Here is a 12,150-nt window from a genome sequence, read left to right on the forward strand (position 1 = left end):
TGGTGATGAAGACGCGGCACGCGGCGGCTTCAGGGCAGGCATCGGCCGGCCGGCACGCCAGCGAAGGGACGGGTTGCCCGGGACATCAAAGCGCTGTCACCATCCGGCCGCGGCGTTAAACGACATCAATGCCTGTCATTGCTGCCTATCTATACCGGCATGGCCGCCGGGTACGCGAGATTGCCATCGACGAGCGCGTCGACTGCCCAATCGATCGGTCTGAGTTCGTCTGGATCGGGCTGACCGATCCGTGCGCGCAGGAGGTGGATCATCTCCGGCAGCTCTACGGTCTCCATCCTCTTGCGGTGGAGGATTCGCTGAAGGACGGGCAGCTGCCCAAGGTCGACGTCTACGGCGACCAGCTCTTCGCCATCGGCCGCACGGCCTATCTTGACGGCGGACATATCGTCTATGGCCAGACCGCCGTCTTTTTGGGGCATAGCCACATCATCACCGTGCGGCAGGGCTCGGTCCGCTCGCACAAGCCGCTGCGAGCACATCTGGAAGCATCGCCCGATCTGCTCGGCCAGGGCTGCGACTACGTTCTGCACGCGATCCTCGATTTCATCGTCGACGGCTATCTGCCGTTGGTGACGGCGCTCGAAGACGAGGTCGCCGCGATGGAGCAGCGGATGCTCGACACGTTCCTCGACCGCGCCGAGATCGCGCGCATTTTCGCGCTGCGGCGCGAGCTGATGCGCTTCGACCGTATTCTGGTGCCGATGGAGGAGGTCGCCCGCAAGCTCGCCAAGAACGACCTGCCGTGCATCGATGGGGAAGCGCGCCATTATTTCCGCGATGTGCTCGACCATGTCCGCCGGGTCGAAGCGATGGCCAGCGGCTTGCGCGAAGTCCTGACGTCGGTGTTCGAGTTCAGCAACCTGATCGAGCAACAGCGCACCGGCACGATTACGCGCCAGCTCGCCGCGTGGGCGGCAATCCTCGCGGCGCCGACCGCCATCGCCGGCATCTATGGCATGAACTTCGAACATATGCCCGAACTGCATAGTCCCTACGGTTATCCGGTGACGTTGGGCGTCATCCTGACCGTCTGCGTGTCGCTATACTGGCAATTCAGGAAGGCGCGCTGGCTCTAGCCGACGGCTGGAATGCGACGAACCGTTTGCAATGCTATGCGCGCGCTATGCCGTCTCCGCAAATCGACCTCGAATGGCTATGAGCGGCTGCGTAGCTATGCCGGGCGGGCGCAGGACACCCGATCATAGAGGCAATCGAGGCGACATGTCGTCTGAACCCATTACGGAGCCCGACGAACGCGGGCTCGTCATCTACGTCGGTCAAGATGTGGCGGGTCACTGGCTGGTGCAGGACAATTGCAGGAAGCTGGAGGGCCGTTTCGTCTCCCGGAGTGCGGCGCTGAGTTTCGCACATGCCGAACGCGACATCTATCATGCACGCCTTGAGCTGAGCGCGCTGACCATGGTGCCGCTCATCCCCTTCGGTCCCGTCGCGGCCGAAGAGCATATGCTCCTTCGCGCCGCCTGACAGGATCCGATCATGACACACGAGATGACGGTCGGCACCATGCCGACGTGTTTCCGCGCGTATCGTCGCGCCTCCCAGGCACCCGGCTGCCGAACCGTTTGCGCCGACCGACGTTGGCCGCAGATCGCTGCAGCCCTCGGAGAACTGCGGGAGCGCGGCCGCCATGCGGTGCGTATCGTCGATGCCCAGTGCGCCTGCGGTACGCTTCTTATCGTGGCGGCGCGCCACGCTCACGCAATGGGCTTCACAGGCATCGAGGCGCGTGGGATCGACCGCTCGCCGGCACGCATCGGGCGGGCGCGGGCGGCGGCCAACCGTCTGTGTGATCCGGCGATAGGCTTTCGCTTCGAGGTCGCCGATACGGTGGAGGCGCTCGCCGAAGAGGCCGACTTCCCGGCGGACATCGTTTTATGGCACGACCAATCATCAGGCGGTTTGCAAGCCGGCATCCGCGAGGCGGTGACTGCTGCAGGCGACCTCATCATCGGTGATCCGGCGCCTGGTACGTTCGTGAAGGCGGCGGCATGACCCGTCGCGACCTGCAATGGAAGGCGGTTGGCTTCGTCCTGACCGCAGGCTCCTGTGCGATGTCGCTCGCGCTCGACGGTTCGCCGCTCATGATTGGCTTCTTCTTCCTGGCCTTCGTCGGCATGCCGCTGATGATCCACGGCAAGCGGGTGGGCCAGGCATTCCGCGCCGAGCGACGTGGGCATTATCACACCGCCGACGTGCTGCACGCCGCCCGCCTTCGCCGACGCCTCAAGCGTGACGGCGATTCCGACTTATGATTCTCGCGGAGCAGATCGCCGTCGTCGCGCAGGAAATCAGCATCGTTCGCCGGATACAGTTCGAGCTTCAGCCGCCCTCTGGCGCCATGAAGGCCCTCGACCCGGACCGTGACGAACGGCCCCGCGCCGGCGACGCAACGGCCATCGCCCGGCAGCGCTGCCGAGGCAGGTTGAACCGCGCAACCCGTGCCGATGAGCGCCGCAAGACGACAGAGCGTCATCGCAAGCCGGGCCGGTCGGGCGGCATAGCCGGCAGCTATGCTCATAGCTGGTGCACCATGCGAAGCCCGGCGCGGGGCCGCCACGCGCTGCCCTCGTCGCGTGCCGCCCCGAGGCCGAACTGCAGCTGAATCCGCCGGCTCAGGCCCTGTTGCAGCTGCGGCATCACCAGCGTCGAACGCGCGCGGCCGATCCTCAGGTTGACCTCGACCCCCGCGGTACTCGCGGCGGCGATATCGTAGAAACTGGTATGGTTGATCAGCAACGCGCGGGTCTCGGCGCCTGCCGCGCCGACATCGCCGATGCCGACCATCGTCAGCGTGCTGGTCCTGCGTCCGAACCGATTGCCGACCACGTACAGCACCGAACTCTGGAAGCGACGATGCTCGCGGTTCCACAGGCCGAGATATTGGACGCCGTGGATGCCGCGGCCCCGATTGAACTGGCCGAACGTCCCTTGCAGGCCGAGCTTATAGTCGGTGACGCGGCGATCCTCGAACGGCAGTTCGAACTCGATCGCCATATTATCGGCAAAGGCATATTCGATTTCGGGCGCCCATTCGACCGTCCGATGCGGACCGGACAGGCTGCGCTGCGCCAAGGCGTTGACCTCCAGTTCGCCGCGCCGGGCGCCGAGCGGGCGAACGAGGTCGAAGACCATCGGCTCGGCGATCACCGGCGCGTCCTGTGCTTCGGCATCGGTGGCGAAAGCCGCGAGCAGCAGGAGACCGAACCACAGCCGGGTCATCGCGTCGCCCCGCGTGCAAGCAATTCGGTATAGGCGTCCCATACCATGGCGGAGGCGCGATCCCAGCTATAGCCGGCGCTTGCCTCGCGCGCGCGCCGGCCGATCGCTCGGCGCCGCTCGGGGAACATGACGAGACGGGCGAGCGCTTCGGTCGCGGCATCGAGATCGCCCGCCGGATAGAGGAGGCCGCCACCGTGATCGAGCAAGGCCGCGGCGCTCGGCGCATCGACGCTGACAGTCGGTAGGCCGCTCGCCATGGCTTCCAGCGTGACGTTGCCGAACGCCTCGGTGACGCTTGGATTGAAGAAGATATCGGCGCTGGCGACAGCGCGGCCGAGCGCGGCGCCGTCAAGATGGCCGGTCAGTCGCGCGGCCGGCAGCCGCTGCCGCAGCCATTCGCGCTCCGGTCCATCGCCGATGACGAGCGGTTTGACCGCGACGCCGGCACCGGCCAGCCGGTCGATGACCTCGACATAGTCCGCCAACCCCTTTTCCCGGACGAGGCGGCCGAAGAACAGGACGGCACAGTCGTCGCCGGTGATATCGTTGACGCGCCGCCACGATAGGTCACGGCGGGCGGGATCGAATTGATGACGGTCGACGCCGCGGCTCCACAGTCGCGCCACCTCGCCGAGACCTTCGGCGGCGAATTCGTCAAGGATAGGGTAGGTCGGCACGAGAACGCAGTCGCACTTGCGATAGAAGCGCCGGAGATGGCGTTCGATCGCCGGACGGACGAGGCCTGCACCATAAAATCGGGCGTAGGTTTCGAACCGGGTGTGCAGGCTGGCGACGAGTGGCACGTGCAGTGCGCGCGCGAGGCGCTGCGCGGCGAGCCCTGTCCAGTCGGGCGCCGAAACGTGGATCAGGTCCGGTTTGAAGCTGTGGATGTCGCTTCGCAGCCGAGAGGACAGGCCAAGGCCGAGGCGATAGTCGCCGCGTCGGGGAAGACGGATCGATGGCACGGAGACCAGTGTGCCGCTAGGCGCGAAGGCGGGATCGGGGGCGGTGGGTGAATAGACGCGAACGTGTGCGCCTCGCTGTTCGAGGTCTTCGACAAGCCGGTTGAGCGCGCGATTGGCGCCGTCGCGGATATAATTGTAATTGCCCGAGAACAGCGCGATGCGGATGGCGGGTCGGGTCTGCGCGCCGGGCATCGGATCAAGCGGAATCGGACGCGCGCGGGTGGCGGCGGTCGCCATTGTCGAAAACTCCATTTCGAGAGCGAGGGATCGGTCGTCGCCGCAGCGATGGCGGCGCGGGTGCTGGAGATCGGCTAGATCCACTGGATTACGTGAACCTTACGTCGCGCCGACGAAGACAGGGCGGGGCAACTGGGCTAGCCGGAGCAACGATGCGCTTGTTGATCATCGAAGACAGTGCCGATCTGGTACGGATGCTGCGCCGCGTGTTCGAGGGCGCGGGGCTCGCACTCGATCATGCCGGCACCGCGGAGGACGGCATGCTGATGCTCGATGTCGGTCATTATGCAGCGGTCATCCTCGACATCGGTCTGCCCGATCGCGACGGGCGCGAGGTGGCGCGGGCGATGCGGATGCGCGACGATCCGACCCCGGTCCTCCTGCTGACCGCGCGCGGCAGCGTCGCCGATCGCGTGTCCGGCTTCGATGCCGGGGGCGACGACTATCTCGTCAAGCCGTTCGCGCCGGAGGAACTGGTCGCACGCGTCCAGGCGCTGCTGCGGCGGAGCGGGATGGTCGCGCATCGCGAGATCGTCTGCGGCAATATCGTTTTCGACCCGGCATCACGCGACGTCCGCATCGCCGGCGTCGTGACGGTGCTGTCGGCGCGCGAGCTCAGCGTGCTGGAAGCGCTCATTCACCGCCACGACCGCGTCGTCGCCAAGAGCCAGCTCGAAGCGCAATTGTTCGGCATGGGCGACGAACTCGGCTCGAACGCGCTTGAGGTGTATGTCCACCGCCTGCGCCGCCGATTGGCCGAGGCGGCGGCGAGCGCGCAGATCGTCACGGTCCGCGGAGTTGGCTATATGCTGGTCGCATCGGCGTGAGGATCGTCGGCCCCCGCTCGCTGCTGTCGCGCATCCTGTTATGGCACGGGGTGGCGGTGATCGTCACCGCACTCGCCGTATCGCTCGGCGTCTACCTGTTTCTCGAAGCCACCGCGGACCATCTCGAACGGCAGACGTTGCGCTCGCAGGCGCTGGCGGTGCAGCGCGCGCTCGTTATCGACGGCACCGGCAGGCCGGGCATCGCGATACCGCGCGATGCGATCGCGCCCGGCACGGCGGCGGGGATGGGCTATGTCGTGGTCGATCGTAGCGGCCGCGCGCTGCTGGCCTCGTCCCCCGCGCCGCCGATCATGTTCCGCCACATACCGCGCAAGGCGGAGGCCGCCTATTTCTCCCGTCGCTCGCGTCACAGCGTCTATTCGGGGTTGAGCGTACCGGTCGTCGTGAGGGGGCGGTCGATGTGGCTGGTAGCGACGCAAAATCTCGACCATCCCGCCAATATCGTCGATGATATCGTGCGACAGTTCCTGTTCTATGGCGTGCTGATCGTGCTGCCGCTGCTGCTGATCCTGCTCGCAATCGACGCGCTGATCGTGCGGCAGGCACTGCGCCCGGTACGCCGCGCCTCGGCACTGGTTCGCACCATCGCGCCGACGCGGCTCGACGTGCGGCTGACCGATCCGCGCCTCCCGCTCGAGGTCCGCCCGCTCGCCGAGGCGGTCAACGTTGCGCTCGACCGTCTGACCGACAGCCTGCGGATGCAGCGCGATTTTACCGCCGACGCGGCGCATGAGCTGCGCACGCCGATCACCGTCGCGCGCGTCCGCGCCGGTGAAATCGCCGATGCGGCGCTGCGCGATGCATTGATCGGCGATCTCGACTCGCTGACACGGACCGTCGGCTATCTGCTCGATATCGCCGAGATGGACTCGTTCGATACACTGCCGCTGGAAAGGGTGGACCTGTCGCAACTCGCACGGGAGAGCATCGCCGGAATTGCACCTTTGGTCTTTCGCGGCGGCAAGTCGATCGCGTTGCACGATGCCGACGAGCCGGTCGTCATCCTCGCGCAGCCGCAATTCATCGCCCGCGCCCTGGGGGCGCTGCTCGAAAATGCGGTCAAGCATACGCCTGCGGGTACGCGGATCGATGTCCGTCTTGGTCCCACCAGCCTCTCCGTCACCGACGACGGTCCCGGTATTCCGCAGGCCGAACAGGATGAAGTCTTTCGGCGATTTTGGCGACGTGATCGCAGCACGGCGGTGGGCGCTGGGCTCGGATTGGCAATCGTGCAGCGCGTCGCGGAAATCCACGGCGGGAGGGTCGTTCTGGACTCGCAGCCAGGGCAGACACGATTCACGATCCAGTTCAAGAAACAGGCGTGATACGTGCGCCCAGGCCGCTTCGCGACATTGTGACAACGCTTAGAAAAGGCGCGACACCATCAGCCGCAACGACGCCGTATCACTCCCAGCAACCTGCAACAGATACCGTCCTGGTTGCAGATCGAAGTCGACCATCTTGCGAACTGTCGAGCAGGCAGGGCCATGGCCATGGGCAACCGATGTGGCCGGCGTGGTCCCGCGCAGAACGTCGATCCAGGCAGCGGCCCCGAGGGCTATGCGGTAGCGACCGGCGGTCGGCACCACGAACGCAAAGATCCCGCCGTTACTAGTCGAGCCACCGGGCTTCCCCGGACGAATGGCAAAAGTAATTTTCGACATCGGCAGCAGCGTCGCGGTTATACCAGTGCCGAGCGTCAGCGCCGGTGCTGCCTCGCCACGTGCGGCCGCTTTTGCTGGCTGCGCTTGCGCCCATCCTCCCATACCTGCCGGCAACGCTGTGGGACCCCCGGTACAGGGTGTGGTCTGCATCGGCATGGCCATCGACTGTGGTGTGGCGAGCAGGAGGGCGAGAGCGAGCGGCATGGCGTCTTCTCCGTTGGGCGATGGCGATGCATACGAGCGAGCTTAATATCTGACCAGATACGGTCTCTTCGTTCGCAAGGTTCGTCAAGCACGCTTGACGTAAAGCATGCTTGCCATGTAAAGCGTCCTTCACATCGATTCGAAGGAGCTTCGTAATGCCTGAGGTCAGTCGGCAGAGCGTCAACGCAATCGAGACCGGGCGCTACGACCCCTCGCTCCCGCTCGCCTTCCGCATCGCCGAACTCTTCGCGCTTCCCATCGAAACCATCTTCATCAGCCCGTCGAAGGAGTAGATCCATGAACCGCATATTCGGCCTTCGCCTTGCCGCCGTCGCCTTCACGCTCGGCGTCGTCCTCCAGCCATCGCCAAGCCATGCCTCGCCCGCTACACCCGCTCGATCGTCCGAGGTCCGGATGGACCACATCTCCATCGTCGCGACCGGCAGGGGCAGCCCGGTGATCCTGATCCCGGGCCTGTCCTCCCCACGCGCCGTCTGGGACGGCGTCGTGCCGGGGCTCGCGAAGAGCCACCGCGTCTTCGTCGTCCAAGTCAACGGCTTCGGTGGCGACGCGCCGGGCGCGAACCTGACACCGGGGGTGCTCGACGGAATCGTCGCCGACCTCCACGCCTTCATCGCCAAGGAGAAGATCGCCGGCGCCGCAGTGGTCGGGCACTCGATGGGCGGGCTCGCCGCGCTGATGCTGGCCAAAGCGCATCCGACCGACGCGGGTAAGCTGATGATCGTCGATTCGCTGCCGTTCATCGGCACGCTCTACTCCCCCGCCGCGACCACCACGCTGATCGAGCCGCAGGCGCGCGCCATGCGCGACGCGCAGGTCGCGAGCTACGGTAAGCCTGTGAACGAGGCGGCGGCGGCCGCGATCGCCGACCGGCTCGCCGCCAAGCCGGAATCGCGCGCCAAGGTTGCTGCCTGGGCCAAGGCCGCCGACCCACGTGTGTCTGGACAGGCGATGTACGAGGATCTGACCACCGACCTTCGTCCCGTCATGAAGGACATTACGGCGCCGATCACGATGGTCTTTCCCTGGGGCGCCGGCGGGCAGACCAAGCCATTGGCCGAAGCTATGTACAAGGGCGCTTATGCCGATGCGCCACAGGTGACCTTCATCGACATTGGCGACGCTGCGCACTTCGTGATGCTCGACCAGCCCGCCGCGTTTCAGGCGGCGGTGACGGCGTTCGCGAACGCCAGATAGGCTGCCGACGTATACGGATCGATCATGGTCTTTCCGATGACATGCCCTACGGCGATCGACAGGGCGAGGTTCGCGACCCCGCGGGCAACATCTGGTGGGTGTCGCAGCGGACGACCGCGGACCCGTATTCCGACTACCGCCCCCGCTTCTGGCGCGTTCGATCGATATTCGACGCTATTGCTGTCATCGCATGTGCTACGCGGGCGGTGACGGGCATCTCGCAGCCTATGATATCCGATCCTTGAGCGAACAAGCGAGGTCGAGGCCCATTTATGAGACGCGACCTCGCCCCGGATGCGTGAGCGGTCAGACCTATGAGAGCTGCCGCTGCGTAATTTCGTAGGCTTAAGGAAGAGGTGTGCCAGGTGGAGCGATAAATCCTCCGGCCATACGGCCATTCGCGTCGAGAACCGCGGACATCAACACGCCACCATTGGCAAATACAAGATCGTAAACGTCATCCCCCATCTTGCCCTTGCCCCGATAGGCAATCGACTTGAGCTCCCCCATGGATTTGAACATGGGGTGTGACATCGGCATATCTCGGCGCACCAGATCACCGAATTTGGGGGCAAGCCTGTCGTAGTCCGGCGAGCCGCTTGCCAAGCCGGCGACCAGGCGTCTTAGCGCAGCCTCGGTGCCCGGTGATGGCGTCGTCGAAGAAGGAATGCGGTTGCCCGGTTGCAATATGCCGCCGGCCATTCTGCCCTCCGCATCGAGTGCGGCCGACATCAAGACCTCGCCATTGGTGAAAACGAGATTGTAGACGTCATCGTTCTTCATGCCGCGCGAGCGAAACGTTACAGACTTCAGCTCGCCGAGAGCCTGGAACATGGGGCGTGTCATGGGAAGATCTCGGCGAACAACCGCGGCGAATTCCGGCGACAGTTTCTCGTAATTGGGTGAGCCACTCGCGAGACCGGCGACAAGCTGCCGGAGCGCATCTTCAGTGCCTGGTAGCGGCGCTGCGATTGTTGATACTGCAGACGGCGCACCGCCGGCACCGGGCTGAAGTACCTGTTGGCCGGCATGGCCAGACGCTTGAAGCCAGACGAGAAGGGCGGCTGCCGCGACTAAGATCATAAGGATCGCTCCCGGAGTGATGTAGATGGAGTTGCGCCGCTCCCCCCGCGTGCTCGACGGGGGAGAGAAGGCGGCGGGAACCTCCTCCCCGATCGCAGTGGCTCGGGACAGGCCGGACGTCTCGGGTACCAGGCGGTTGGACGCGTCGTCCGCGGCCACCAGCCTGGCCGCCTCGAGCGAGGACGACAGGCCCAGCTTGGCACGCGCCATCTTCAGACGCTTTTCGACAGCGTGAGGAGAGACACCGAGATCGATCGCCATTTCCTTAGCTGTCTGATGGGCCAGACAACGCCTCAAACACTCCCGCTCGCCGTCCGTCAGGCGCCGGATCGCAGCCCGCATGTTGTCGTCTATCTCGTCTGTCTTCATGCAGCTTATGGTAGCGCCTATGGGCGAAGTACCAACTCTGGCATTCTGGTACCGCTCTAGTACTCTGACAGGGTACCAGTCTGTTCCGGCGGCATGCGGAGATCGCCGAAGAGGCCATGGTCGGTCCCGCCTGCGGGCGCTGACGAACTTCGGGGATCGGTGGGCCATGAACCACCGGTGAGCGACCAAACGCAGGTTACGGTGGCATAGGGGGCGATAGACGATCGCCGATGCGACAGCTGCGTCGTGTCGTGATGGAGTTAGCCAATAGTAATTTCGGTCGAATTCCGGACCGTAATGGCAGCTTGTCCGTTCAGCGCTCCTCATCCGCTACCACTTGCTGGACATCACCGACCATGCCTGACCATTCCGCATCGCCCATATTGCAGCCCGTCCAGATCGGCGACTTGTCGCTGCGCAACCGCATCGTCATGGCGCCGCTGACGCGCAGCCGTTCCGACGACGACGGGATCCCGCCCGCATTCGCCGCCGACTATTACGCGCAGCGTGCTGACGCCGGGATCATCATAAGCGAGGCGACCAACGTCTCGCCGCAGGCGGTCGGCTATGCGCTGACACCGGGGATCTGGAACGATGAGCAAATCGAGGCATGGCGCCCGATCGTGCAGGCTGTCCATGATAGCGGTGGCGTGATCTTCCTTCAGCTGTGGCACACCGGGCGCATCTCCCATCCGGACTTGCAGGGTGGGGAACTGCCGGTTGCGCCGTCGGCGATCAAGCCGGTCGGCCAAGCGTTCACCAAGGACGGGATGAAGGACCACGTCACGCCGCGCGCGCTCGAGACCGACGAGATCCCAGGCATCATCGAGGACTACCGCCGCGCCGCCAGCAACGCGAAGGCGGCTGGCTTCGACGGGGTCGAGGTCCATTCGGCGAACAACTATCTGCTTGAACAGTTCGTCCGCGACAGCACCAACCAGCGCACAGACCGCTATGGCGGATCGATCGAGAACCGTCTGCGCTTCCCGCTTGAAGTCGTTGACGCGGTGATCGGCGTGTGGGGCGCGGGGCGTGTCGGCATTCGGCTGTCGCCGGCGACGACGATGCCCGGCGAGACGCCGCTCGATAGCACGGTGATGGAAACCTTCGGCACCTATGTCGATGCGCTGTCGCAGCGCGGGCTGCTCTATGTCCACGACATCGAGGGCGTAACGCAGCAGACGCGTGATGCGGACGGCGTCGATTTCGCCGCGCTGCGCAAGCGCTTCGACGGGACGTACATCGCGAACAACCAGTACACGCTTGCGCTGGCCGAGGAGGTTCTGGCGCGGGGCGATGCCGACCTGTTCAGCATGGGGCGACCGTTCATTGCCAATCCCGACCTCGTTGATCGCCTGCGCACCGGTGCGCCGCTCGCGGAGGCACCGAAGGATTATTGGTATGGCGGCGGCTCGGTCGGCTATTCCGACTGGCCGACGATGCGCGGCGAACGGGATCGCGGCTGAACCGACCCAGCTTCTGAAGCCGCTGTAGGATCGAGCCCATTCGAAGGCTCGATCGTCGGCGGAGATTTTGGAGGTTGGAGGGCGAAATCGTGGCTGCGGCGGCAGTTTACGCTTGATCGGTCGCGAAAACGGCGTTCGCGCCGACCGGGCAGACGCTGACGCTGGCTTCTCGCAACCACCCTCGGCGGGAAGCTGTCGTGCCGAGGACCTGCCGATCGGCGTATCCCCGATACCCGCAAGGCGGCGCCGGCGAGTCCCGCACCGCGGCCGACGGCCATGGTCGTCGGGGCGATCCCGCAGGTAGCAACACGGCGTTCGATCTGCTGCCCGGAGAAGGGGCTACCACCTTGAAGGTCGAAGACCGTATCGGCGACGGCCTTCGCGGCTGTTCCAGCCGTTGTCGATCAGGCGCTCGCGATCATCGAGCGACCATTTCGCATCGACGCCACGCTTCGACAGGTCCACGCCTCGGCATAGCGATAGTCGAGGCTGGCATGATCGATGGCGGGGCTGCTGCTGGCGACCTGATCATCAAGAATACGCCGCAACTGTCAGCGCAGCGCGTCGCTAAACACCTTCTTGAGCTGATCGGGGTTTACCCCCGACGACGACTGACCATAACCCATGCGCGATGCTTCCGCCGCAGAACCAAGACGCAAGGCAATGACCCGCGCGTCTCCGAAGCTCATTGCGCCCAACGGTGACGCCAGCGTTAACCGCACGCCCGCGACCGTCATTTTCTTCCGCCACCAATAGCGACTGCCGCGCAGCGCCACGCTCGAAAAGCCCATTCCGCCACCCCAAGGGGTACAGCGAGGGGACAATTGGGGGTGCA

General features: G+C 65.1%; 14 protein-coding genes and 1 pseudogene. 9 read left to right on the top strand and 6 right to left on the bottom strand.

Annotated elements, in window-relative coordinates:
- The first annotated feature begins 128 nt into the window (after nucleotides 1-128).
- The 4 genes from MC45_RS01095 to MC45_RS01110 all read left to right on the top strand — a co-directional run bounded on the left by MC45_RS01095 (nucleotide 129) and on the right by MC45_RS01110 (nucleotide 2,294).
- Nucleotides 129-1,097 (top strand): magnesium and cobalt transport protein CorA, encoded by a 969-nt coding sequence (locus MC45_RS01095; RefSeq protein ID WP_038658519.1) that lies wholly within the window; start codon nucleotides 129-131, stop codon nucleotides 1,095-1,097.
- Between the two features lie 145 nt (nucleotides 1,098-1,242).
- Nucleotides 1,243-1,506: a hypothetical protein gene (locus MC45_RS01100; protein WP_038658521.1), complete on the top strand. Its 264-nt coding sequence runs from the start codon at nucleotides 1,243-1,245 to the stop codon at nucleotides 1,504-1,506.
- 12 nt (nucleotides 1,507-1,518) lie between these two features.
- On the top strand, nucleotides 1,519-2,034 hold the full coding sequence (locus MC45_RS01105) for an SAM-dependent methyltransferase (protein ID WP_245640798.1): 516 nt from the start codon (nucleotides 1,519-1,521) through the stop codon (nucleotides 2,032-2,034).
- The gene (locus MC45_RS01110; RefSeq protein ID WP_038658524.1) at nucleotides 2,031-2,294 is read left to right on the top strand and encodes a hypothetical protein; all 264 of its coding nucleotides are present in this window, start codon (nucleotides 2,031-2,033) and stop codon (nucleotides 2,292-2,294) included. Before MC45_RS01105 ends, MC45_RS01110 begins: the two co-directional genes overlap by 4 nt.
- A 262-nt stretch (nucleotides 2,295-2,556) precedes the next feature.
- On the opposite strand, the gene MC45_RS01115 is transcribed toward MC45_RS01110, so the two are convergent.
- Both MC45_RS01115 and MC45_RS01120 read right to left on the bottom strand, forming a co-directional pair.
- The gene (locus MC45_RS01115) at nucleotides 2,557-3,261 is read right to left on the bottom strand and encodes a hypothetical protein (protein WP_038658527.1); all 705 of its coding nucleotides are present in this window, start codon (nucleotides 3,259-3,261) and stop codon (nucleotides 2,557-2,559) included.
- Nucleotides 3,258-4,463, bottom strand: coding sequence for a glycosyltransferase family 4 protein (locus tag MC45_RS01120; RefSeq protein WP_245640799.1), 1,206 nt, complete (start codon nucleotides 4,461-4,463; stop codon nucleotides 3,258-3,260). The genes MC45_RS01115 and MC45_RS01120 overlap by 4 nt, the downstream gene beginning before the upstream one ends.
- 152 nt (nucleotides 4,464-4,615) lie before the next feature.
- On the opposite strand from MC45_RS01120, the gene MC45_RS01125 reads away from it, so the two are divergent.
- Both MC45_RS01125 and MC45_RS01130 read left to right on the top strand, forming a co-directional pair.
- A complete protein-coding gene (locus MC45_RS01125) occupies nucleotides 4,616-5,290 on the top strand; it encodes a response regulator (protein ID WP_038658530.1) in 675 nt (224 codons plus the stop codon).
- A complete protein-coding gene (locus tag MC45_RS01130; RefSeq protein WP_038658533.1) occupies nucleotides 5,287-6,636 on the top strand; it encodes a sensor histidine kinase in 1,350 nt (449 codons plus the stop codon). Before MC45_RS01125 ends, MC45_RS01130 begins: the two co-directional genes overlap by 4 nt.
- Before the next feature lie 39 nt (nucleotides 6,637-6,675).
- Here MC45_RS01130 and MC45_RS01135 read toward each other — a convergent pair whose 3' ends face one another.
- Complete coding sequence (locus MC45_RS01135; RefSeq protein ID WP_156143737.1) at nucleotides 6,676-7,179, bottom strand: homogentisate 1,2-dioxygenase; 504 nt, start codon at nucleotides 7,177-7,179, stop codon at nucleotides 6,676-6,678.
- Between the two features lie 161 nt (nucleotides 7,180-7,340).
- Here MC45_RS01135 and MC45_RS01140 point away from each other — a divergent pair.
- Nucleotides 7,341-7,472: pseudogene (locus tag MC45_RS01140) on the top strand (helix-turn-helix transcriptional regulator); the annotation flags it as partial.
- 4 nt (nucleotides 7,473-7,476) lie between these two features.
- The gene (locus tag MC45_RS01145; RefSeq protein WP_038658536.1) at nucleotides 7,477-8,397 is read left to right on the top strand and encodes an alpha/beta fold hydrolase; all 921 of its coding nucleotides are present in this window, start codon (nucleotides 7,477-7,479) and stop codon (nucleotides 8,395-8,397) included.
- Nucleotides 8,398-8,742: 345 nt separating this feature from the next.
- On the opposite strand, the gene MC45_RS01160 is transcribed toward MC45_RS01145, so the two are convergent.
- A complete protein-coding gene (locus MC45_RS01160; protein ID WP_038658542.1) occupies nucleotides 8,743-9,849 on the bottom strand; it encodes a helix-turn-helix transcriptional regulator in 1,107 nt (368 codons plus the stop codon).
- 230 nt (nucleotides 9,850-10,079) lie between these two features.
- On the opposite strand from MC45_RS01160, the gene MC45_RS01165 reads away from it, so the two are divergent.
- The gene (locus MC45_RS01165; protein WP_245640800.1) at nucleotides 10,080-11,315 is read left to right on the top strand and encodes an alkene reductase; all 1,236 of its coding nucleotides are present in this window, start codon (nucleotides 10,080-10,082) and stop codon (nucleotides 11,313-11,315) included.
- A 404-nt stretch (nucleotides 11,316-11,719) separates the two neighbouring features.
- Here the strand turns inward: MC45_RS01165 and MC45_RS19130 are convergent, their stop codons facing one another.
- Together MC45_RS19130 and MC45_RS19135 are read right to left on the bottom strand one after the other, a co-directional pair.
- The gene (locus MC45_RS19130; RefSeq protein WP_156143738.1) at nucleotides 11,720-11,863 is read right to left on the bottom strand and encodes a hypothetical protein; all 144 of its coding nucleotides are present in this window, start codon (nucleotides 11,861-11,863) and stop codon (nucleotides 11,720-11,722) included.
- Between the two features lie 3 nt (nucleotides 11,864-11,866).
- A complete protein-coding gene (locus MC45_RS19135; protein ID WP_156143739.1) occupies nucleotides 11,867-12,106 on the bottom strand; it encodes a hypothetical protein in 240 nt (79 codons plus the stop codon).
- Between the last annotated feature and the right edge of the window lie 44 nt (nucleotides 12,107-12,150).

Source organism: Sphingomonas taxi, from assembly GCF_000764535.1.
Classification (GTDB): domain Bacteria; phylum Pseudomonadota; class Alphaproteobacteria; order Sphingomonadales; family Sphingomonadaceae; genus Sphingomonas; species Sphingomonas taxi.